At 58.5% G+C, this 20,986-nt stretch carries 20 protein-coding genes and 1 tRNA gene; 10 read left to right on the top strand and 11 right to left on the bottom strand.

Going from position 1 to position 20,986, the window contains the following annotated elements; genetic code table 11:
- Nucleotides 1-49 precede the first annotated feature (49 nt).
- The gene (locus tag I9H07_RS13825) at nt 50-1,351 is read left to right on the top strand and encodes an MFS transporter (protein WP_024674022.1); all 1,302 of its coding nucleotides are present in this window, start codon (nt 50-52) and stop codon (nt 1,349-1,351) included.
- A 15-nt stretch (nt 1,352-1,366) separates the two neighbouring features.
- A complete protein-coding gene (locus I9H07_RS13820; RefSeq protein ID WP_236425289.1) occupies nt 1,367-2,146 on the top strand; it encodes a substrate-binding domain-containing protein in 780 nt (259 codons plus the stop codon).
- Here the strand turns inward: I9H07_RS13820 and I9H07_RS13815 are convergent.
- From I9H07_RS13815 to I9H07_RS13785, 7 genes are all read right to left on the bottom strand, one after another.
- Nucleotides 2,132-3,040 carry a LysR family transcriptional regulator gene (locus I9H07_RS13815; RefSeq protein ID WP_024674020.1) on the bottom strand — a complete coding sequence of 303 codons (909 nt, stop codon included), beginning with the start codon at nt 3,038-3,040 and terminating at the stop codon, nt 2,132-2,134. The two genes, I9H07_RS13820 and I9H07_RS13815, sit on opposite strands and share 15 nt — an antisense overlap.
- 89 nt (nt 3,041-3,129) lie before the next feature.
- The gene (locus I9H07_RS13810) at nt 3,130-3,546 is read right to left on the bottom strand and encodes a hypothetical protein (protein WP_024674019.1); all 417 of its coding nucleotides are present in this window, start codon (nt 3,544-3,546) and stop codon (nt 3,130-3,132) included.
- A 165-nt stretch (nt 3,547-3,711) separates the two neighbouring features.
- Nucleotides 3,712-4,977: an aminotransferase class I/II-fold pyridoxal phosphate-dependent enzyme gene (locus tag I9H07_RS13805; protein ID WP_058823655.1), complete on the bottom strand. Its 1,266-nt coding sequence runs from the start codon at nt 4,975-4,977 to the stop codon at nt 3,712-3,714.
- Nucleotides 4,978-4,981: 4 nt separating this feature from the next.
- Nucleotides 4,982-5,326, bottom strand: a complete 345-nt coding sequence (locus I9H07_RS13800) for an AzlD domain-containing protein (RefSeq protein ID WP_024674017.1) — start codon at nt 5,324-5,326, stop codon at nt 4,982-4,984.
- Nucleotides 5,323-6,057, bottom strand: coding sequence for an AzlC family ABC transporter permease (locus I9H07_RS13795; RefSeq protein WP_058391831.1), 735 nt, complete (start codon nt 6,055-6,057; stop codon nt 5,323-5,325). Before I9H07_RS13795 ends, I9H07_RS13800 begins: the two co-directional genes overlap by 4 nt.
- 49 nt (nt 6,058-6,106) lie before the next feature.
- Nucleotides 6,107-6,988, bottom strand: a complete 882-nt coding sequence (locus I9H07_RS13790) for a sugar phosphate isomerase/epimerase family protein (protein WP_058823629.1) — start codon at nt 6,986-6,988, stop codon at nt 6,107-6,109.
- 128 nt (nt 6,989-7,116) lie between these two features.
- Nucleotides 7,117-7,716, bottom strand: a complete 600-nt coding sequence (locus tag I9H07_RS13785; protein ID WP_024674014.1) for an acyl-homoserine-lactone synthase — start codon at nt 7,714-7,716, stop codon at nt 7,117-7,119.
- 95 nt (nt 7,717-7,811) lie between these two features.
- Between I9H07_RS13785 and I9H07_RS25085 the strand changes: the two genes are divergently transcribed.
- Nucleotides 7,812-8,135 (top strand): helix-turn-helix domain-containing protein, encoded by a 324-nt coding sequence (locus I9H07_RS25085; protein ID WP_419205018.1) that lies wholly within the window; start codon nt 7,812-7,814, stop codon nt 8,133-8,135.
- On the opposite strand, the gene I9H07_RS13780 is transcribed toward I9H07_RS25085, so the two are convergent.
- Nucleotides 8,070-8,789, bottom strand: coding sequence for a helix-turn-helix transcriptional regulator (locus I9H07_RS13780; protein WP_236425290.1), 720 nt, complete (start codon nt 8,787-8,789; stop codon nt 8,070-8,072). The genes I9H07_RS25085 and I9H07_RS13780 overlap by 66 nt on opposite strands.
- 140 nt (nt 8,790-8,929) lie before the next feature.
- On the opposite strand from I9H07_RS13780, the gene I9H07_RS13775 reads away from it, so the two are divergent.
- Nucleotides 8,930-9,883 carry a PDR/VanB family oxidoreductase gene (locus I9H07_RS13775; protein ID WP_058823628.1) on the top strand — a complete coding sequence of 318 codons (954 nt, stop codon included), beginning with the start codon at nt 8,930-8,932 and terminating at the stop codon, nt 9,881-9,883.
- A 116-nt stretch (nt 9,884-9,999) separates the two neighbouring features.
- On the opposite strand, the gene I9H07_RS13770 is transcribed toward I9H07_RS13775, so the two are convergent.
- Nucleotides 10,000-10,087, bottom strand: a tRNA-Ser gene (locus I9H07_RS13770).
- 121 nt (nt 10,088-10,208) lie between these two features.
- Here I9H07_RS13770 and I9H07_RS13765 point away from each other — a divergent pair.
- The 6 genes from I9H07_RS13765 (at nt 10,209) to I9H07_RS13740 (ending at nt 17,742) form a co-directional block, all read left to right on the top strand.
- Entirely contained in the window at nt 10,209-10,880 is a 672-nt protein-coding gene (locus tag I9H07_RS13765; RefSeq protein WP_005893886.1) for a Bax inhibitor-1/YccA family protein, read from the top strand.
- Nucleotides 10,881-11,306: 426 nt separating this feature from the next.
- Nucleotides 11,307-12,734, top strand: a complete 1,428-nt coding sequence (locus tag I9H07_RS13760) for a serralysin family metalloprotease (RefSeq protein WP_236425291.1) — start codon at nt 11,307-11,309, stop codon at nt 12,732-12,734.
- 65 nt (nt 12,735-12,799) lie between these two features.
- Nucleotides 12,800-13,183, top strand: coding sequence for a protease inhibitor Inh/omp19 family protein (locus I9H07_RS13755; RefSeq protein ID WP_236425292.1), 384 nt, complete (start codon nt 12,800-12,802; stop codon nt 13,181-13,183).
- A 74-nt stretch (nt 13,184-13,257) separates the two neighbouring features.
- A complete protein-coding gene (locus I9H07_RS13750; protein ID WP_236425293.1) occupies nt 13,258-15,045 on the top strand; it encodes a type I secretion system permease/ATPase in 1,788 nt (595 codons plus the stop codon).
- Nucleotides 15,042-16,379, top strand: a complete 1,338-nt coding sequence (locus I9H07_RS13745) for an HlyD family type I secretion periplasmic adaptor subunit (protein WP_058390883.1) — start codon at nt 15,042-15,044, stop codon at nt 16,377-16,379. Before I9H07_RS13750 ends, I9H07_RS13745 begins: the two co-directional genes overlap by 4 nt.
- Nucleotide 16,380: 1 nt before the next feature.
- Nucleotides 16,381-17,742, top strand: coding sequence for a TolC family outer membrane protein (locus tag I9H07_RS13740; RefSeq protein ID WP_024674007.1), 1,362 nt, complete (start codon nt 16,381-16,383; stop codon nt 17,740-17,742).
- Here the strand turns inward: I9H07_RS13740 and solA are convergent, their stop codons facing one another.
- Together solA and I9H07_RS13730 are read right to left on the bottom strand one after the other, a co-directional pair.
- A complete protein-coding gene (solA, locus tag I9H07_RS13735) occupies nt 17,743-18,918 on the bottom strand; it encodes an N-methyl-L-tryptophan oxidase (RefSeq protein ID WP_236425169.1) in 1,176 nt (391 codons plus the stop codon).
- Nucleotides 18,919-19,368: 450 nt separating this feature from the next.
- Nucleotides 19,369-20,952, bottom strand: a complete 1,584-nt coding sequence (locus tag I9H07_RS13730) for an aldehyde dehydrogenase (NADP(+)) (protein ID WP_024674005.1) — start codon at nt 20,950-20,952, stop codon at nt 19,369-19,371.
- Nucleotides 20,953-20,986: the final 34 nt, after the last annotated feature.

Below are 20,986 nucleotides of genomic sequence, written 5' to 3'. Positions count from 1 at the left end.
CGATCACAAGCGCTGACAAGCACTCTAATAAGATCGCTGGAGAACAATCATGAACGGCTCATCCCCTCAACCCGTTGCGTCTGCCCGTTCCAGGGCCGGAGCGGTATTCCGCGTTACATCCGGCAACTTCCTCGAACAATTCGATTTCTTCCTGTTTGGTTTCTACGCAACTCAAATCGCTGCTGCCTTTTTTCCTGCGACGAGCGAATTTGCCTCACTGATGATGACGTTTGCCGTCTTCGGTGCGGGCTTTCTCATGCGTCCATTGGGTGCGGTGATTCTGGGTGCCTACATTGATGACGTGGGTCGGCGCAAAGGGCTGATCGTGACCTTGTCGATCATGGCCAGCGGTACGTTGTTGATTGTTCTGGTGCCAGGCTACGCAAGCATCGGTCTCTGGGCACCGGCCTTGGTGTTGATCGGCCGGTTGCTGCAAGGTTTCTCCGCCGGGGCCGAACTGGGCGGAGTGTCGGTGTATCTGGCTGAAATGGCCACGCCGGGTCGCAAGGGGTTCTACACCAGTTGGCAATCCGGCAGTCAGCAGGTGGCGATTGTGGTTGCCGCTGCGCTGGGTTACGCCCTTAACCAGTGGATGGCACCTGCGGCTGTGGCTGACTGGGGCTGGAGAATTCCATTCGCCATCGGTTGCCTTATCATCCCGTTCATTTTCCTGTTGCGCCGCAGCCTGCAGGAAACCGAAGAGTTCGCCACCCGCAAGCACCGCCCAAGCATGCGTGAGGTCTTCGCGACCCTGTTGCAGAACTGGCGCGTGGTGATTGCCGGGATGCTGATGGTTGCGATGACCACCACCACGTTCTACCTGATCACCATTTATGCACCCACCTTCGGCAAGACCGTGCTGAACCTGAGTACCGCCGACGCGCTTCTGGTGACCCTGCTGGTCGGCGTGTCCAATTTTATCTGGCTGCCGATAGGCGGCATGTTGAGCGACCGTTTCGGGCGCAAGCCACTGCTGGTTGCGATGACCTTACTCACCATTATCAGCGCCTATCCTGCACTGTCATTCCTCGCTCAGGCGCCCAGTTTCGGTCACATGCTCGAGGTGCTGCTGTGGTTCTCGTGCCTCTACGGTTTGTATAACGGCGCGATGATTCCGGCGCTGACTGAAATCATGCCGGTAGAAGTGCGCGTTGCCGGGTTTTCTCTGGCCTACAGCCTGGCGACGGCGGTTTTCGGTGGTTTCACCCCGGCCATATCCACCTGGTTGATCCACTTGACCGGAGACAAAGCCGCGCCCGCCTACTGGATGACATTTGCTGCCATGTGCGCGCTGGGCGCGACACTGGTGCTCTACCGACATATCTCAGCTCGCCCGCAACTGGCTGTTTAATCAAGGAAAACAAACATGCAATCTTTACCTAAACGTCAACTGGCACTGCTCTTTCTGGGCTGCATCGCAGTCAGCGCTGGCGCCCAGGCAGAAGAACTCAAGGTCATGACCTCGGGTGGCTTTACCGCAGCTTACAAATTGCTGGGGCCTGAATACGCCAAGGCGTCCGGGGATTCGCTGGACACCATTCTCGGGCCGTCGATGGGCAAGGCGCCTGAGGCGATTCCAAACCGGCTGGCCCGTGGCGAGCACGCCGACGTCGTGATCATGGTCGGCTACGCGCTGGATGAGCTGATCAAGCAAGGCAAGGTAGACCCGGCATCGCGTGTCGAGCTGGCAGACTCGCGTATCGGCATGGTGGTGAAGCAGGGCGCCGCCAAACCTGCCATCGGCACCGACAGCGAGCTGAAAGACACGCTGCTGAAAGCCAGATCGGTCGCCTACTCTGACAGCGCCAGTGGCGTGTACATCGAGAAAGAGCTGTTCAAAAAGCTGGGCATCCAGCAGCAGCTTGCGCCAAAGAGCAAGATGGTCGAACGCATCCCGGTTGCCTCAGTGGTTGCCGCAGGCGATTACGAACTGGGCTTTCAGCAGGTCGCCGAATTGCTGCCGATTCCGGGCGTAACCTTCGTGGCGAAGATCCCGGAAGACGTCCAGTCGGTCACGCGTTATGCCGCGGGTGTTCCGGTCAACGCCGAGCATCCGAAACAGGCCAAGGCCTTACTCGACTACCTGGCATCGCCCAAGGCACAGGCCACCGTGCAGTCGACGGGTCTGGATTCAGTCCCGCGCTGATCGAGACGGCATCTGCCTGACCAGGCGTTCCAGCTCCAGCGCTGCGGGTGTCAGTGTTCGCCCGCGGCGCTTGATCAGTCCGACATTACGGATCACCTCGGGTGCCACCAATGGCACGCTCACCAGAAACGGGTGTGCGGTCATCGGCATGGCAATCGAGGGCACTGCCGCCACGCCAAGCCCGGCTTCCACAAGCCCTATCATGGTCGTGACATGCCGCGTTTCGCAGATGCTTTCCCTGGGCGGACGCGAGGCTGCCAGCGCCTTGTCCAGTACCAGTCTGTTGCCCGACGTGATATCCAGGGCGATGTAGTCATGGCGATACATCTCTTCCCAACTGACACTGTCGTGCCTCGCCAGCGGATGATCGCGGCGGCAGGCCATCACATAGCGCTCCTGCAGAAGCAGTTCAAAGTCCACCTCCGGCGCCAGATTGCCGCTGAAACTCACCCCGAAATCCGCTTCACCCAGCGCAACCGCGCTGTTGACCTCATTGGCGCTCGCGTCCAGCACCTTGATTCTGATTTTAGGAAACAGCTCATGGAAAGCACTGATGACCTGCGGCATGAAGTAATAGGCCGCTGAGGGGACACAGGCGATGGTGACGTTGCCCATTCGGGTCGAGCCAACCTCGCCGATGGTCATCAATGCGCTGTCGAGATCGTCCAGGATGCGCTCGACCTGCGGCAGAAAAGCGCGACCGACCGTGGTCAGGCTGACCTTGCGCGTGGTGCGCTCGAACAGCTTCACATTCAGCGCCGACTCCAGCTTTTCTATACGCCGACTGAGCGCAGGCTGCGTGATCTGCACGGTTTCGGCAGCCTTGCGGAAGCTGCCATTTTCGACCACGGCCCGAAACGCCTGGAGGTCGTTGAGATCGAAATTGATGGGCATCAAGAGACCGTTTGACTGATACGTGAAGCGCATCAATATATCAGACTGCGCGGCCCGGTCTGCGCGCGGGTTGCACTGCGCCGCTCATGTCAGGCGTGTGCGTCCCGACCATCGTGTGCATGTTCAGCGTCCGTTATCAGAAACGGCTGAACGAGACGAATCCGCCGCTCGACGTGATAGGCGCCGTCATCGTTGTGACGCAGGTAGATACGCCGGCAATGGGCGCACTGCCAGACAGTGGACTGGTTATAGGGATAAAAGCGGGGAGCGATAGGCGCGTCGGGAGACCAGTAGAGCGTTCCGTCGGGGTGGTATTCATCGATGGTCGCTTCTTCAGGGGAGTGCTTCGCCAGAGTCCCCAGCTTGTTGAACGCTTCCTCCCGGTAACCCACCGGCCAACTGCTCCAGCCTGCAAGGTCTCGTTGCAGGCAGCTGCATTCCGCTGACAGAGGCAATGACGTTGTGGTCAGGGCGAGTAAGGCCTGAGCGTCCATGAATGAGTCCATGTTGATGAGTATCTCCTGATGAGAGCCTGCCGGCAGCAGATTCGCATAATACTCCAGGTCGCCAGTGTCTCTCGACAGGCCACACCGTTTTATTGTCTGCTGCTGCACCGATGGCGAGACAGAGGCTTTGTCTGGCGCGCCACGGATGCAGAGCCGATTCCAGCGCTAGCTTCTGGTCATCTGTTCGGCGCAGGCAAGCAGTACCGAGTTGGCAATGACCTCGGCAGCCTGATCGATTTGCGCAAGGTTGAGATAGGAGGGTGCAATCCGCAGGTGGCGTCCGGTGCTATCTGTGCCGTGGCAGTGAGTGGCGCCTGCCGGTGTCATTTTTACCCCCGCGTCTGCGGCGATGGCCACGACGCGTCCAGCCAGCCCCTCGGGTACCAGCAGCGAGATGAAATAACCGCCGCGCGGCGTAGACCAGCTGACCCCGGGAACCCCCTCAAGTTGTCGGCTGAAGGTGCGCAGGACTCTATCGAACTTCGAGCCAAGGGACTGGCCATGGCGCTTCATATGCGCAGTCAGGTTTTCCGCCGTCTGAAAGAACATCAGGTGCCTGACCTGATTGACCTTGTCCGGGCCGATGGTTTTATGTTGACGGCATGCCAGCCACCAGCGAACGGTTTCGACGCTGCCGCCGAGCATGGCGATGCCGGAACTCGGAATGACCATCTTCGAGGTCGACGAAAACATGATCGGCCGGTCAGGGTTGCCGTTGCGGACACAGGCCTGGTAAATATCCGCTGCGTGCGGGCCCGGCGCATCGAAATCGTGGATCGCATACGCGTTGTCCCAGAACAGCTTGAAGTCCCCGGCGGCCGTCACCATCCTTGCGAGTCGGCTGACCACTTCCTCGCTGAAGGTCGCTCCATTGGGGTTGGCATGCTTGGGCACACACCACATGCCTCGCACATCGGGGTCCGCTGCGACAATGCGCTCGACCTCGTCCATGTCCGGGCCGTGTTCGCCCAATGCGACGGGAATCATCTCTATTCCGTAATACTCGCAGATGGAAAAGTGCCGGTCGTAGCCGGGTTCCGGGCAGATGAAACGAACCTTGTCGGCCTTACCCCAGGGTGACGTACCGGGAAAACCTTTGATCCACGCATGCCCGATGGCCTCATGCATCAGCGCCAGGCTGGAATTCTCACCGATGGCAATCTGATCCCCAGGGAGATTCAGCATTATCGGGCCGAACAGGTCACGCACTTCTTTGACGCCTTGAAGGCCACCGTAGTTAAGCCAGTCCTGGCCGTCCGACGATGCAAACTGGTGATTGCCTGGAAGGCTGAGAAAGTCTCGCGAAAGAGATATCTGCTCAGGTGACGGCAGACCACGCGTCATGTTGATAGGGTCGGAACGCTGGCAGAAGCGGGCATGTCGTTCCTGCAACTCATGGAGGTCAGGCAGTGGCGGGCAGGTGTCGAGCATCACGTCAGGCTCCTGTAAAAAAGCTCATGGCGATGAAAAAGCCAAGGCAGATGAATAGGGTTTTGAATACGCCTCTGAACCGTGCTGCGATGAACACCGCGAGGCAAAGCGTTGCCAGCTTGAGTACCACTGTGTGATGGGTGAAATGCCCCATCAGGTTGCTGTAATAGGTTTCTCCCAGCAACGCGGAATAAATGATGCCGCCCATGACCCCGAACGCCGCATAGTTCAGAAAGCGATAGATCAACCCGTCGGACGCTATCTGAAACCTGTGGAAAACAAGGATGGGGAGCGCACGCAGTGCATAGGACGCGACCGAGGCAATGAGGATAATCGTCCAGGTATTCATTTTGCTTTGCCCTCAAACAGTTCGTCCCAGATCAGCAAAGCGCCGCCCAGCACGAAAGGGACGACGAAAATCTGGTACTCATGCAGGTAGCTCCCGACAATTGGCGTCAGGACGAAGCCTGCAACCGTCGCGATCAGCGGCTTGAGTTTTGGCCAGGCCAGCGAAGCCAGCACGGTGAAGTGAATAGGCAGAATCACGCTGATGACCGACTGCATGAAAGGGCTCTGTTCGCCGCTGATCCAGAACCCCAGTCCAGTCGCGATAATCGCGATCGTCAGGGTGCTGATGCCACAGCCCAGGTAGTAGTCGTAGACGTTGGCGATTTTGTCTTTTCTGGCGTTGGACAGGGTAAATGTGGAGATCGACAGCAGTTGCGCCGACAGCAGCGCTTTCCACAGTGGCACACCTTTGAAATGCTCGGTCAGCACAGACGACATGATCAGGAAGCGGAAGTTGACCACCAGCGTAGTGAACAGGATCGACATGATCGTGAGGTTTTCGCCGTGCTGGGCGATGAACACTTGCAATGGCGCAGCATGCACCGTGAATGTCATGGTCAACGCCTGAAGCCCGTTGAACCCTGCATCCCGGCAGGCCGCACCAATCGAGAAAAACAGGAACATGAAGGTCAGGCAGACGGGCAGCGAGTCCACGCAGCCGTCCGCGAATGAACTACGGGTGTTCAGGCGCTGGCCGCTTGATGACGGTATGGAGGGTGATGGGTTGCTCATAAGAACCTCAACGCTGATGCCGGGGCGTACCCGGCATCAGCGCTCCAGATTATCGAACGGAAGACGCTACGAGTTGGTTGAGAAAGTCGACGCTGCCGCGCAAGGTTCCGCCGCGCGTTTCAAAGCCGATCAGGCCTTTCCAGCCGGTGTACTGGATAGCATTGACCAGGCCCGTGAAATCGAGATTGCCTCGGCCCAGCGGGAAGTGTGAATCACGATCGCCGTTGTTGTCACTGAACGACATGCCTACCACCCGATCGGTGAACTTCCAGAAGAAGGAGAGGGGATCACCTTCATTCACGTACGCGTGAGAGACGTCCAGAAACATATGCAGGCCGGGTACGGAGTTGAGCACATGCTCGACTTCATCTTCCGTGGTGCAAATGTAATAGAAGGGATGAAAACGGGTGTAGTTACACAGGTTTTCCAGCCATATCTCGACGCCACGCGCTTCACCGTAAGCGACCAGCTCTTGAAGGTTCGCGATGAGGCGATCAAGGCCTTTCTCGCGGGCTTCCTTGACCAGGCGCGGCTCGACTACGCCGCCGCCATGAACGATCAGCGGAGCACCGCCAAGTGCCGCGCAGATATCGACTTCCTGTTTGACGTAATCCAGCGCTGCCGCCGCCAGAGCATCCACATCGCTGCCCAGCGGTGCTTTGAAGTTGCCATGAAAGACCGGCTTCAACCCGGTGGAATCGATCATTTCATTCAGCGCGGCGATACGTGCCGGGGTGAAGTCGACCGGGCGTTCGCCTTCCAGGCTGCCGTCGATGTACCAATGGCTGTAACCTTGTTCATGCGCGGTCCGCAGCCCGGTTTCTGCGCCTAGGTAATCCTGAAGCGCAGTCGCTGTCATGAATGCCGGCCAGCTCTCCGGGCCTGCGAATTCGATGGCGTCACGTTTGGGCGAATCAATCACGGTTTCCATGTGTCTTCTCCACAGTCCAATTGTAGTTATTGTGAATCGGGGGTAACGCGGTATCGCTGGCCAGCATGCAGTGATCAGGTGCAGGGCGACGTGCAGATCATCTACCAATCCGCTTTTCGGAGAACCTATCAGTTTGACAGGTAGGGCTGATCTTCTTCCTCGGCCAGTGCGTCCAGTGTTTTCCGGTTAAGCGCGATGGACAATGCAACAGCGCGTTCCACGCCGACAGTCTGCGCAGGGCCAAGCCGCTGAATATCCAGGCCCAGCCGAATCAACAGCTTTTCCACGCCTACCGTGGTGACGGTGACGAACCGTTTCAGGCCGCGTTCGACGCCAAAATGGACAACGGCTCTGATGGCGATCAGAGACTGGTCGGAAAACCCGTACGGGCGCCCGCTCTGCTGGCAGATCGCGAACCGGCTCAGTTCCCAGGTGTCGTCGGCACAGGGGGCAGGAGAACCTGCCAGCAGTTCCGGAAATGTATCGGCAAGCATGTTGGGTCCCGTGGTGGGCAAGAGCCGCCAGCAGCCAGAGACGCTCTCTTCGCGATCAGTGTCCTGAAGAATCATGTAATAAGGATTCAAGGCATCGTACCCGTCGATTTCCATTCCGCAGATAACGCTGACGTCCCACTCCTTTTTATCGCGAAAAACTTTCGCCCGCAGCGCATGCATTTTTTGCAGGCGGACACTATCGAAGTTGCTTCTTGCATCAATCGCTATGGTCATGAAAGTCGCCTCGGAAAGAGACACTTTTATATATCCGATATGGATATTAATCAGCCTATCAATCTGATAGGTAGTCGGTGTTGCAGCGGTCGATTATGGTTTTGGCATCGACGGAAGGTGTTGAAATGGGGTCTGAGCAGAGATTAATCCGGCAGGCGGTTGCCAGGCGAATGGCGCTGGGCAAGAGTCAGGGAGGGTTCTGGCGAATGTTCGGGCTGAGTCAGCCGGCTGCGAGCCGGCTGGAGTGCAGTGGTCGGGGATCGCCCAGCCTCATCGTGTTGCTTCGTCTTTATTTTGCGGGGTGCATAGACGACAACGATTTATTGCATGCGCGAGTCAGTGCATGCCCGGTGCTACGGTGCGATGAGGTCCAGTTGTATGGCCCGGGCGACCGCAAGCCTGCGCGACGTGACGTTTAGTTTTCGCCGGATGTTCTTGAAGTGGAATTCTACGGTGGGTTCGGAAATAGCGAGAATTTTTCCGATTTCCCACGTTGTTTTTTCTGCGCAGGCCCAGCGAAGGATTTCCAGTTCTCTCGCCGTCAGGTGAGGGTTTTTTGTGCCGTTATGTTGTAGCAGGTACTGGCTGCCGCTGGTCACGGCATAGTCGCGAAGTATCGCTGCCGCACCGGTGCTGTAACGAAGCGTACTCCGGTACTCGGCCTCCGGCATGGAATCGCAACTAAGACTGAGCATCCCGACCTGGCCCTGTGGCCCGTGTATGGGAAGGGTTATGCCGTGACTGAGGCCTGCACCTTTCGCTTCTTCGGCGAATTCGCTTTGAGTGAGGGTTTTGTAAAGCGTGTCATGCCAGTGAACGGGCAAAGAGGACGAAAGGCTGTGTGACACTGTCGGGTCGATCGCTGCATAGTTTTCAGCATCGTAGCGGCGACGCCACTCGGAAGGAAAGTTACTCACGATATCGGCAGCGGTATGGGGAGCCTCTTTATTGGATTTCAGGGCGTACAGGACCTGACCATATCCAAGTTTGCGCGCCGCAACGACGAGGGAGTTAAACCAGTCTTGCGCGTTCGCTGCATTCAGCAGCTCTATACATTCATCCATGAGCGGCATAGAAAATCCAGAGTGTGGTTGTACTTGTTATTCACACAAAGTAAAGGAGTCGTCCGGTCAGCGTCAAGGTGCGTGACGGCTCTGCCCGGGGCTATGCAACGGGCTTCGTTCGGTTGTTGATCTGTACAAGGAACGTAGATATGGGCATTGGCCTGCAGACCGTCCGGGTGACGGGTGTTACCCGACACACGCCGAACATCGTGTCGATCAATCTCGCGCCTGTCGGCTCCGATTGCCTGTCGGCATTCGATCCGGGCGCACATATAGATGTGCACCTGCCCAACGGGCTGGTGCGCAGTTATTCATTGATGACGTCTTTGACGGATTCAGGCCACTACCGTCTTGGCGTGCTTCACGATCGTCAAAGTCGGGGCGGGTCCGCATTTATCCATAAGTACCTCCGTACAGGTGTGGTGCTCAAGGTGTCGTTGCCTAGAAATAATTTTCCCGTGTCCAGCGCTCGACAGGCAGTCTTCATTGCCGGAGGTATCGGCATTACTCCGCTTCTCGGCATGGCCAGGCAGCTTGCGGAACGTGGCGCAGCGGTCGGGCTGCTCTATTGCGTGCGTTCGGAAGAAGAGATGGCATTTCGCGATGAACTGGACGCGCTGTCGGCCGACGTGAGTTACCACATTGACGATCGGCAGGGAGGGGCTCCTGATCTGCTGTCATTCATGCAGGGTTATCCGGCCGACACGCATTTTTACTGCTGCGGCCCTGCACCCATGCTCAATGCGTTTGATCGGGCCTGTTCTTCACTGGGTATCAGGCACAGCCACACCGAGCGTTTTTCCGGAGCCGCGCCGCCGCCCCCGGACGCTATCAGCAAGGGCTACCAGGTTGTGCTCTCCCGTTCAGGCGCGCAGCTTTATCATGATGGCAAAGGCAGTTTGCTTGATGTGCTGATCGCCTCAGGGCACACGCTTTCCTATAGCTGCAAGGAGGGCGTGTGCGGAGCGTGTGAAGTCAGGGTGCTTGAAGGCGCTCTGGAACATCGCGACGTGGTTCTCAGCGCTGCGGAGCGAGCATCCGGGAGGACGATGATGATCTGCGTGTCGGGATGTACGTCAGAACGGCTGGTTCTGGACATCTAGGCTGCTGCAAGTCGGCAGTGGGGCACCTGGCCTCACTGGCATATCAGCAAGGTTGCATTGAGCAAACCCCGGAAACGACAAAGCCCTGAATATTCAGGGCTTTGCGCTTTCAAATATGGCGGAGGCATAGAGATTCGAACTCTAGGACCTGTTACAGTCGGCAGTTTTCAAGACTGCTGCCTTAAACCACTCGGCCATACCTCCACTTCGTTGCGGGCGCCATAATACCGGAATGAAACAAGCTGTCAAACTCTGTGACTAGCCAGTTGCCGCGCCTCTGTTATGATCTTTGCAACTCAACATTTCAACAGGAAGGAGTTTCGCCATGCGCGAACAGGATTACAGCCTTAAAACCGGCGTGCAGGCCGACCAGCTAGAGGTTAGTCGTGTCCTGCGCAACACTTACGGTCTTCTCGCTCTGACGCTGGCTTTCAGCGGCGTCATGGCCTTTGTCGCTCAGCAAATGCGCGTCGGCTACCCGAACATCTTCGTGGTGCTGATCGGCTTCTATGGTCTGTTCTTCCTGACCAACAAGCTGCGCGACTCGGTCTGGGGCCTGGTTTCCACTTTCGCCCTGACCGGCTTCATGGGTTTCCTGCTGGGCCCGATCCTCAACCGTTATCTGGGCATGGCAGGCGGTGCTGAAGTCGTCAGCTCCGCGTTCGCCATGACCGCACTGGTATTTGGCGGTCTGTCGGCTTACGTGCTGATCACTCGCAAGGACATGAGTTTCCTGGGGGGCTTCATCACCGCCGGTTTCTTCGTCCTGCTGGGTGCGGTGGTGGCCAGCATGTTTTTCCAGATCAGCGGGCTGCAACTGGCGATCAGCGCAGGTTTCGTCCTGTTCTCGTCGGTCTGCATTCTGTTCCAGACCAGCGCGATCATTCAGGGTGGCGAGCGTAACTACATCATGGCTACCGTCAGCCTGTATGTATCGATCTACAACCTGTTCATCAGCCTGCTGCAGATCTTCGGCATCATGAGCCGCGACGACTGATCACGTGGCCTGAGTATTCAGGCCGCTCCGCTTCAAACAAAAGCCCCGACTTGTCGGGGCTTTTGCGTTGTCGGGTTTCGAGAATGCCAGAAGGGGGCATGGGTTCGATATTCGACGCGGCTCAATATCTGACTGATCAGTCATCTTTATCAAGATTGCGCCAGCCTGTTCAATGGCTTATCGAAAGCCAGCCATCACCAAAAAAAATATCAGACGATTCCCTAGTGCCTGTAGGCAGATTCCTGATTTAGGCGATTTGACATCACTTATCAGGGCTGGACACAAGATTTCAAGATGTGTCAGTTTTGTTACGTAACACCAGTTACGTAACACCCGTTACGCAACACAAGGCGAGTGACAGGATTCCCTCGCTGCAGATGGAGTCCTGCCGCACCAATCTGTTCTATCAGCAAACAAGGAAGTGTCATGACGAAAGTCAAAGAAAATGCTGCAATTCAACTCTCCGCCGCTACCAGTAGCTCCTTCGACCAGATCAATACGTTCGCTCACGAGTATGACCGTGGTGGCAACCTCACGATCAACGGCAAGCCTTCGTATTCGGTCGATCAGGCTGCTAACTTCATTCTTCGCGATCACGCCTCCTGGGCGGACCGCGACGGTAACGGCACCGTCAACCTCACGTATACGTTCCTGACCGCAAAACCTGCCGGCTTCGACAACTCGCTGGGGACGTTCAGTGCGTTCAACGCGCAGCAGAAATCCCAGGCAGTGCTTTCGATGCAGTCCTGGGCGGATGTCGCCAAGGTCAGCTTCACCCAGGCGGCCTCCGGCGGTGACGGGCACATGACCTTCGGTAACTACAGTGATGGCAGCAGCGGCGGGGCGGCGTTTGCCTATCTGCCTAGCGGCGGCCGTACAGATGGCCAGTCCTGGTACCTTGTCGACAATTCCTACAAGGTCAACACCACCCCGGACAACGGCAACTACGGCCGTCAAACGCTGACTCACGAAATTGGCCATACCTTGGGCTTGTCTCACCCTGGCGACTACAACGCTGGCGAAGGCAACCCGTCTTACAAGGATGTCAGCTACGCAGAAGACACGCGCGGCTACAGCGTCATGAGTTACTGGAGTGAGTCCAATACCGATCAGAACTTCGTCAAGGGCGGCGCCCCGTCGTATTCCTCGGCGCCGTTGCTGGACGATATTGCTGCGGTTCAGCAGCTCTACGGCGCGAACATGAGCACGCGTGCCACTGACACGGTCTATGGCTTCAACTCCACTGCCGGGCGCGATTTCTATAGCGCTACCTCTGCCGCTTCCAAAGTGGTGTTCTCGGTATGGGACGGCGGGGGCAAGGATACCCTCGACTTCTCAGGCTTCACCCAGAACCAGAAGATCAATCTAAACGCTGCTTCCTTCTCGGACGTTGGCGGCATGGTGGGTAACGTTTCCATTGCCAAAAACGTCGTGGTTGAAAACGCAGTGGGCGGTTCGGGCAATGACCTGTTGATCGGTAATGCTGCTGCAAACGACCTGAAAGGTGGTGCCGGTAACGACATCATCTACGGTGGCGGCGGTGCTGACAGCCTGACCGGTGGTGCAGGAGCAGACGTCTTTGTGTTTGGCGCCAGTTCCGATTCCAATCGGGCGACCCAGGATACGATTCGTGACTTCGTCAGCGGTCAGGACAAAATCGACGTATCGGCCATTTCCACGCTGAGCGCGTTGCAGTTCGTCAACGCCTTCAGCGGTCATGCCGGCGAAGCGATCCTGAACTACAACCAGAGCAGCAACCTGGGTAGCCTGGCCATCGACTTCACGGGGCAAGGGGCGGGCGATTTCCTGGTAGGGACCGTGGGTCAAGCGTTCGCGACTGATATCGTGGTTTAACCACTGGCACTCATGGGCGAATTGTTTGATTCGCCCATGATCTGGAACACCCTGATCTGACACTTATGAGAATCAACCATTTTTTAAAAATCGCTCCGGCTGCTCTAGCGCTGCTGGTGGGTATTTCTGGAGCAAGCATGGCCATGAGTCTGAAACTGCCGAGCCCCGCTGAACTCAGCGGCAAGTGGCGCTTATTTCTCCAGGCGCAGAGCGCTAATTCCTGCGAGCTGCGTCTCAACACCGATACACCGCAGCTGGGCGGCGATCCGGCCTGCGCAGCAAAATGGTTGCACGAAACGCCCACCGGCTGGTTTCCAACCCCCGATGGATTGGCCTTTACCGGTAAGGATGGCAATCGTCTTATCCATCTCAACCATATGGGACAACAGCGTTATGAAGCGCGGCTGCCCAGCGGTCAGGTATTGATGCTGGAACGGCTTGCCGAGTAGGCGATGTCCGCACGCTATCCGATAAATATCCCAGGTTGTCACTCGGTCGCAGGTGCGGCCATCAAGGAAGAACCATGAGTGCGTTGCCCCGTAGCGCCCAGCCGCCGCTTTATAAAGCGCTGGCGGATTACAAGAGCGCGTTGATCGGTGTCGGTTGTTTTACCGCGCTGATCAACGTGTTGATGCTCGCCCCGTCGATTTACATGTTGCAGGTGTATGACCGCGTATTGACCTCGCAGAACCAGACCACATTGGCCATGCTTACCCTGATGGTGGTGGGGTTTTTTGCCTTTATCGGCCTGCTGGAGATGATTCGCAGTTTCGTAGTGATCCGCATTGGCAGCGAGTTGGAGCGGCGTTTCAATCTACGCGTCTATCAGGCGGCGTTCGAGAGCAACCTGCATGCCGGGCAGCGTCAGGCCGGACAAGCGCTGGGCGATCTGACCTTTATTCGCCAGTTCCTTACCGGCCCTGCGTTGTTTGCGTTTTTCGACGCACCCTGGTTTCCCGTTTATCTGGCGGTGATTTTTCTTTTCGATCCATGGCTGGGCGTGCTGGCCAGTGTCGGCACGGTGTTGCTGGTAGCGCTGGCCTGCCTGAATGAATGGCTGACCCGCAAACCGCTGGCTGAGGCCAGTGGTTATTCGCAGCAGTCTGCGCAATTGGCGACTCGCCATCTGCAACAGGCCGAAGCCATTCAGGCCATGGGCATGCTGGAGGCGTTACGACGTCGCTGGTTCACTGTGCACGGGCGTTTTCTTGCGTTGCAGAACCGCGCCAGCGACACCGGCGCGGTCATCAGTTCGATCAGCAAGGCGTTGCGCCTGTGTCTGCAATCGCTGGTACTGGGCCTCGGCGCGCTGCTGGTGATCCGTGGCGACATGACGGCGGGGATGATGATTGCTGGTTCAATCCTGATGGGCCGGGTTCTCAGCCCCATCGACCAGTTGATTGCGGTCTGGAAACAGTGGAGTTCTGCACGTCTGGCGTATGGCCGCCTTGACCAGTTGCTCAAGACTTACGCCGAACCCGCGCCGCGCATGCCGTTGCCGGCACCACGCGGCCAGATCACTGCGGAGCAGGTCAGCGCCGCGCCCCCGGGCAGAACCTCGCCCACTGTGCAGCACGTGAGTTTTCAACTGCAGGCCGGAGAAGTGCTCGGCGTGCTGGGCGCTTCCGGCTCCGGCAAATCGACCCTCGCGCGGGTGCTGGTCGGCGTATGGCCGGTGCTGTGCGGCACGGTCCGGCTGGACGGGGCTGACATGCACCGCTGGGACCGCGAGGCGCTAGGCCCCTATATCGGTTATTTGCCGCAAGACATAGAACTGTTCGGTGGCACCGTGGCCGAGAATATCGCCCGCTTCCGCGAGGACGATGCGAGCGCGGTGGTTGCTGCTGCGCAGCTGGCAGGTGTGCATGAGCTGATTCTGCGTCTGCCGCAAGGCTATGACACGCGGCTGAGTGATGACGGTGGCGGTTTGTCAGGCGGTCAGAAACAGCGCGTTGCATTGGCTCGTGCGCTGTACGGCGAGCCCAGGCTGGTGGTGCTCGATGAACCCAACTCAAACCTGGATGCGGCTGGCGAAGCGGCCCTGACTCAGGCAATAGGTGAACTCAAGGCCCGGGGTTGCACGGTGGTACTGGTTACCCACCGTACGCTTTCATTGAATCAGACCGATCGGCTACTGGTATTGAGCGAAGGCCGTATGCAGGCTTTTGGGCCAACGGCTCAGGTCCTGCAGGCTCTGTCGGGCCAGACATCCCCGGCACAGGCCACCGCGCAACCGCAACCCCGCTCGGCACCGTCCGGAATTTCCATGAGCCGCCAGTACGGCTCCCAGAACAGGCAGTCCGACGTATGAGCCGCTCTCTCGACAATCATTACGCCGTGCCGGGCAAGGAGCGCGGGGTGCAATTCTTCGTCCGCGCCGGCTGGATTCTGATGCTGGCAGGGGCGGGCAGCTTCTTTCTCTGGGCCAGTCTGGCACCGCTGGATCAGGGCATTGCCGTGCAAGGGACGGTGGTGGTCTCGGGCAAACGCAAAGCGGTGCAGTCGCTGGATGGCGGCGTGGTCAGCAAAATTCTGGTCAGCGAAGGCCAGTTGGTAAAAGAAGGCCAGCCGCTGTTTCGCCTCGATCAGACGCAGGTTGAGGCCGATGTGCAATCGTTGCGTGCTCAATACCGGATGGCCTGGGCAAGCCTGGCCCGCTGGCAGAGCGAGCGAGACAACCTGAATGAGATCAACTTCCCTGCAGAGCTGATCGCCGCCGGGCAAGGGCAAGACCCTGATCCACGATTGGCGCTGGTGCTGGAAGGGCAGCGGCAATTGTTCAGCAGTCGTCGACAGGCGCTGGCACGTGAGCAGTCGGGCTTGCAGGCGAGTATCGAAGGTGCCGGGCTGCAACTGAAGGGCATGCGCCGCGCACGTCTGGATCTGCAAGCCCAGGCTGACTCGTTGCGCCAGCAATTGAGCAATCTGCAACCTCTGGCGCAAAACGGTTTCATCCCGAGCAACCGGCTGCTGGAGTTTCAGCGTCAGTTGTCTCAGGTGCAGCAGGATCTTGCGCAGAACGCAGGCGAAACCGGACGAATCGAGCAGTCCATCGTCGAGTCGCGGCTGCGCCTGCAACAGCAGCGCGAGGAGTACCAGAAAGAGGTGCGCAGCCAATGGGCCGATGCGCAGGTCAAGGCGCTCACGCTTGAGCAGCAACTGGCATCGGCCGGTTTCAGCCTGCAACACAGTGCCATTCTGGCGCCTGCCGATGGCATTGCCGTCAACCTGGGCGTGCACACCGAAGGCGCGGTGGTGCGTGCGGGTGAAACGCTGCTGGAAATCGTCCCGCAAGGTACGCGGCTGGAAGTTGAAGGGCGTTTGCCGGTGCAGTTGATCGACAAGGTCGCCAGCCACCTGCCGGTGGATATTCTGTTCACGGCATTCAACCAGAGTCGTACCCCGAGAGTGTCGGGTGAGGTGAGTCTGATCTCCGCCGACCAGATGCAGGACGAAAAAACCGGCCAGCCGTATTACGTATTGCGCACCTCGGTCGGCGATGCAGCGCTGGAAAAACTCAACGGTCTGGTAATCAAGCCGGGCATGCCCGCTGAAATGTTTGTGCGCACGGGCGAACGCTCGCTGCTCAATTATCTGTTCAAACCTTTGCTGGACCGTGCCGGCTCCGCGTTGACGGAGGAATAGGATGTCTGGTTATCCGCTGAAAGCCGCTTTGCTGACGGCCAGCCTGTTGGGTGGGCTGCTGGCTGTGGTTCCCGCAAGTCATGCCATGGGTCCGTTCGAGGTCTATGAGCTGGCGCTGCGCAACGATCCGACTTACCTGGGCGCAATCAAGGAGCGCGATGCGGGTCTGGAAAATCGCGTGATCGGGCGAGCCGGCTTGTTGCCCCGTGTGTCGTACAGCTACAACAAAGGGCGTAACGATTCCAAGGCCACCGTCAAGGGCGCCCGTGAAGACACCACTGACCATCGCCATTACAACAGTTTTGGTTCCAGCCTGACGATCCAGCAGCCGCTGATCGACTACGAGGCCTACGCCAATTACCGCAAGGGCCTGGCTCAGGCGCTGTTTGCCGACGAGACCTTTCGCAGCAAAAGTCAGGAATTGCTGGTACGGGTCCTGACGCTGTACACCCAAGCGCTATTTGCGCAGGACCAGATCAACATTGCTCGCGCCAAACAGCAGGCCTTCGAACGCCAGTTCGCGCAGAACCGGCAGATGTTTCAGCAGGGCGAGGGTACGCGCACCGATATTCTCGAAGCGGAATCGCGCAACGAGCTGGCGATTGCCGAGCAGATCGAAGCCACAGACGAACAGGACGCTGCCTTGCGTGAGCTCGGCGCTTTACTGGGCGAACCGGGCATTGAAGTGGCTCAGCTGGAGCCGCTGAAAGACAGCTTTCAGGCGCTGGTACTGGCACCTTCCAGTTACACCGAATGGCATGCGCTGGCTATGGCTAACAGTCCGATTCTGGCGTCGCAGCGTCAGTCACTGGAAGTGGCGCGCTATGAGGTAGAGCGCAATCGCGCCGGTCATCTGCCGACGGTCAACGCCTATGCGAGCATTCGCCAGAATGAGTCCGACAGCGGCAATACCTACAACCAGCGGTACGACACCAACACCGTCGGTATCGAGCTCAGCTTGCCGTTGTATGCCGGGGGTGGCACTAGCGCTTCGGTGCGTCAGGCCAACAGCAAGCGTGATCAGGCTGAGTACGAGCTGGAGGGCAAGACTCGCGAAACCCTGATCGAGGTGCGGCGCCAGTTCAATGCCTGCGCATCCGGCGTGAGCAAGCTGCGTGCCTATCAGAAAGCGCTGGTTTCGGCGCAAGCTCTGGTCGAATCGACACGGCAGAGCATTCTTGGTGGTGAACGCGTCAACCTGGATGCGCTCAACGCCGAGCAGCAGCTTTACAGCACCCGGCGCGACCTGGCAAAGACCCGCTATGACTACTTGATGGCCTGGATCAAGTTGCATTACTACGCGGGCACCTTGCGCGACACCGACCTGGCGCGGATTGACGAGGCTTTTGTGGTGGTGCGCTGATCAAGCCTGCCTGGTGAAGCGTTGCAGCGAGAAGGCTGAAAGGTCTGCCTCGCTCTTGCCATGCATACAGCGTTGCGCCAGCGCCAGCCCGAGCCCTGCCGAATGCTTGAAACCATGCCCGGAGCAGGCTGAGACCACCGTCACGTTTTTCAGCTGTGGGTGCTCGTCAATGATGAAGTGGTAATCCGGTGTGACGGTGTAGGCACACACCGATGACTTGACCACCTTCGGCTTGAGACCGGCGATCTTTCCCTGCACCTGAGTCCGGAACATGTCCTGTTGCTCTTCTGCCGTGATGGTGCGATTCAATGTGCTTGGCGTTGAGGCGTCCTTGTACTGTTCGGTGGCGATTTTCATGCTGTTTTCGCCCGGGAGGGGCGGGAAGCCGTAACTGACGTCAACCTCGCCCGGCCCGTGACTCAGGATAAAGCTGGGCGAGGCCGGAGCAAAGACCGCATCCTCCTGCAGCTCGAACCAGAACAGCTTTTGGCGACAGACCCTGAGCAAGTCGCTGAACGGTGCGCCCAGCAGCTCCGACGACCACATGCCTGCGCTGACCACCACTTTATCGGCGATGATCGAGCGTCTGTCGGTGATGATCTGCACCTGTTCGCCATGGTTTTGCAACTGCACGACCGTTTCATCGGTCAGCAGTCGCGCGCCGTGTTGCCTGGCCAGTTTCAGTTGCGCAGCGATGCAGCGCTCTGGCCGGACAAAACCACCCTCCGGTTCAAAATAGCCGATGGCGTTGTCCCGCACGGGAGAGAACTGCGGAAAGCGTTCACGAATGGCTGCTGCATTCAGCACCTCGTGTTCAACGCCATAGGCGCGGGCCAGTGCGATGGTCTGGTGGGTGAAGTCGTCGCTGTCCTCAGGGTCGTAAGCCGGGCTGGAGGTCATCACCAGCACGCCGCATTGCTCGAACAGCGACTCTCCGGTCAGCGCTTCCAGCTCGCGCCAGATACCGTGCGAACTGCGCACCAGCGGCAGGTATTGCGAGCCTTCGCCCACTGACAGGCGCGTGATGCGCGTATCGCCATGACTGGAGCCAAGCGTATGCGGCGGATCATGCCGATCAACGCCTATGACATCGACTCCGGCTTTGGCCAGTTGATAGACAGTGGCTGCACCCATGGCACCCAGGCCAAGCACGGCGACCTTGCAACGCTGTTCCATCTGCTGTGCACCTCGAAAAAAGCCACCATTTCAGGGGGATGTACGTTTCAAATCAACAGTCAACCCGGCCTAAGCATATGTCAACGCTCAGTCGCACTGCGTGGTGCAGGTATCTACGCTCGCCAAAAAATTTACGCTTGCACTGCTCAGGGTTTTTAAGTTCCGGAATCGCTGAAAAGTTGTCCACGGAAATCGTGGGTATGTCTGTGGGTAACTTTTTGAAACCCTTGTTACACGTGGCTTACAGCTGTGTGGTTAATTTATGAACAGCCTGTGAATTGCACTTCTATGGTGCCTTGGCCAAGGGGGGTAACCGGTCTGATTCACGCGACGGTACGCACAAAATCAGAAATATTTTACGTTCAGGTTACCGTGCTTTTTTTACAAAAAAAAAGGCGCCACCCTCAACAGGTGGCGCCGCTTTTCGTTTCAGGTGCTACAGGTCAGCCGTTACACGACAGGCTGATCGCTCCACTCGCCGTTGACCAGGCGACGCAGGCCCAGCGGGTTGGCGTTCTGCAAGGCAGGTGGCAACTGGCTGTCTGCCAGGTTCTGGTAGCAGACCGGGCGCAGGAAGCGATCGATGGCCAGGGTGCCGACCGACGTACCGCGCGCATCCGAGGTCGCCGGGTACGGGCCGCCGTGAACCATGGCTTCGCACACCTCGACGCCGGTCGGGTAGCCGTTGAACAGGATGCGACCGACTTTTTCTTCCAGAATCGGTTGCAGCCAGCTGTACTGGCTCAAGTCCGCCGGCTCGCCGATCACGGTGGCCGTCAACTGGCCGCGCAGGGCTTGCAATGCCTCGTTGAGCTGTGCGTCATCAGCAACCTCAATGATCAGCGTGGTCGGGCCAAAGACTTCTTCCTGCAACAGCTGATCACCCTTGAGCAGCAGGCTGACGTCCGCCTTGAACAGTTGCGCCTGAGCCTGCTTGCCTTCCTGCGGCTTGCCAGCCAGATGGGTAACGCCAGGGTGCGACAGCAGATGCTCGACACCTTTGCTGTAGCTGCGCAAACCGCCTGCGTTGAGCATGGTTTGCGGAGCCTGACTGCCCATCTGTTCGGTCAGGTGCTCGACGAATGTCGAGAACGCAGGTGAGCGCAGGCCGATGACCACGCCTGGATTGGTGCAGAACTGACCGGCACCCATTACCACCGAGCCCGCGAGTTCCTTGGCCACGGTTTCGCCACGTGCCTGCAAAGCGCCCGGCAGCAACACCACCGGGTTGATGCTCGACATCTCGGCAAACACTGGAATCGGTTGTGGACGCTCGGCCGCCATTTTGCACAAGGCGTTGCCGCCGTTCAGCGAACCGGTAAAGCCCACTGCCTGAATGGCCGGGTGCTTGACCAGACCCTCGCCGACGCCGTTGCCGAAGATCATGTTGAACACGCCTTTTGGCATCTGCGTGCGTTCAGCTGCGCGGATGATGGCGCTCGCCACCAGATCGGCAGTCGCCATGTGACCGCTGTGCGCTTTGAAAACCACCGGGCAACCGGCTGCCAGTGCAGCCGCCGTGTCACCACCGGCAGTGGAAAACGCCAACGGGAAGTTGCTGGCGCCGAACACTGCTACCGGGCCGACACCGATGCGGTATTGGCGCAGGTCGACGCGCGGCAGCGGTTTGCGGTCCGGCAGTGCGAGGTCAATGCGCGCACCGACGAAGTCACCGCGTCGCAGAACTTTGGAAAACAGGCGCATCTGGCCGCTGGTGCGACCGCGCTCACCCTGGATGCGTGCCTGAGGCAGGGCGGTTTCCTGGCAGACGATGGCGACGAAATCGTCACCCAGCTGGTCCAGTTCATCGGCGATGGCGTCGAGGAAGTCAGCACGACGAGTCGGGCTCAGTTGACGAAACTCAGGAAATGCAGCTTTGGCTGCCAGCGCAGCAGCGTCGATTTCGCCATCGGTGGCCTGGTGAAAGCTGTAAGGCAGTTCTTCACCGGTGGTGGCATCCAGGCTCTTCTGCAGGCTTTGGCCGAGGGCACTGCGGCCGCCTGCGATGAAGTTCTGGCCGAGAATGTTAGGCATCGGTATCTCCTGTTGTTTGAAGTTGGAGGCGGGT

Origin of the sequence: Pseudomonas syringae (assembly GCF_023278085.1) — a bacterium.
Lineage (GTDB): Bacteria > Pseudomonadota > Gammaproteobacteria > Pseudomonadales > Pseudomonadaceae > Aquipseudomonas > Aquipseudomonas syringae_Q.
This window is presented reverse-complemented; position numbering and strand designations above follow the sequence as displayed.

Excerpts from the sequence above, each read along its gene's own strand:
- I9H07_RS13760 (WP_236425291.1), top strand. The coding sequence starts at position 11,307 with ATGACGAAAGTCAAAGAAAATGCTGCAATTCAACTCTCCGCCGCTACC.
- I9H07_RS13745 (WP_058390883.1), top strand. The coding sequence starts at position 15,042 with ATGAGCCGCTCTCTCGACAATCATTACGCCGTGCCGGGCAAGGAGCGC.
- I9H07_RS13795 (WP_058391831.1), bottom strand. The coding sequence starts at position 6,057 with ATGAGCAACCCATCACCCTCCATACCGTCATCAAGCGGCCAGCGCCTG.
- I9H07_RS13790 (WP_058823629.1), bottom strand. The coding sequence starts at position 6,988 with ATGGAAACCGTGATTGATTCGCCCAAACGTGACGCCATCGAATTCGCA.
- I9H07_RS13730 (WP_024674005.1), bottom strand. The coding sequence starts at position 20,952 with ATGCCTAACATTCTCGGCCAGAACTTCATCGCAGGCGGCCGCAGTGCC.
- I9H07_RS13740 (WP_024674007.1), top strand. The coding sequence starts at position 16,381 with ATGTCTGGTTATCCGCTGAAAGCCGCTTTGCTGACGGCCAGCCTGTTG.
- I9H07_RS13775 (WP_058823628.1), top strand. The coding sequence starts at position 8,930 with ATGGGCATTGGCCTGCAGACCGTCCGGGTGACGGGTGTTACCCGACAC.
- I9H07_RS13785 (WP_024674014.1), bottom strand. The coding sequence starts at position 7,716 with ATGACCATAGCGATTGATGCAAGAAGCAACTTCGATAGTGTCCGCCTG.
- I9H07_RS13800 (WP_024674017.1), bottom strand. The coding sequence starts at position 5,326 with ATGAATACCTGGACGATTATCCTCATTGCCTCGGTCGCGTCCTATGCA.
- solA (WP_236425169.1), bottom strand. The coding sequence starts at position 18,918 with ATGGAACAGCGTTGCAAGGTCGCCGTGCTTGGCCTGGGTGCCATGGGT.
- I9H07_RS13780 (WP_236425290.1), bottom strand. The coding sequence starts at position 8,789 with ATGCCGCTCATGGATGAATGTATAGAGCTGCTGAATGCAGCGAACGCG.
- I9H07_RS13750 (WP_236425293.1), top strand. The coding sequence starts at position 13,258 with ATGAGTGCGTTGCCCCGTAGCGCCCAGCCGCCGCTTTATAAAGCGCTG.
- I9H07_RS13820 (WP_236425289.1), top strand. The coding sequence starts at position 1,367 with ATGCAATCTTTACCTAAACGTCAACTGGCACTGCTCTTTCTGGGCTGC.
- I9H07_RS13755 (WP_236425292.1), top strand. The coding sequence starts at position 12,800 with ATGAGAATCAACCATTTTTTAAAAATCGCTCCGGCTGCTCTAGCGCTG.
- I9H07_RS25085 (WP_419205018.1), top strand. The coding sequence starts at position 7,812 with ATGGTTTTGGCATCGACGGAAGGTGTTGAAATGGGGTCTGAGCAGAGA.
- I9H07_RS13810 (WP_024674019.1), bottom strand. The coding sequence starts at position 3,546 with ATGGACTCATTCATGGACGCTCAGGCCTTACTCGCCCTGACCACAACG.
- I9H07_RS13825 (WP_024674022.1), top strand. The coding sequence starts at position 50 with ATGAACGGCTCATCCCCTCAACCCGTTGCGTCTGCCCGTTCCAGGGCC.
- I9H07_RS13805 (WP_058823655.1), bottom strand. The coding sequence starts at position 4,977 with ATGCTCGACACCTGCCCGCCACTGCCTGACCTCCATGAGTTGCAGGAA.
- I9H07_RS13815 (WP_024674020.1), bottom strand. The coding sequence starts at position 3,040 with ATGCCCATCAATTTCGATCTCAACGACCTCCAGGCGTTTCGGGCCGTG.
- I9H07_RS13765 (WP_005893886.1), top strand. The coding sequence starts at position 10,209 with ATGCGCGAACAGGATTACAGCCTTAAAACCGGCGTGCAGGCCGACCAG.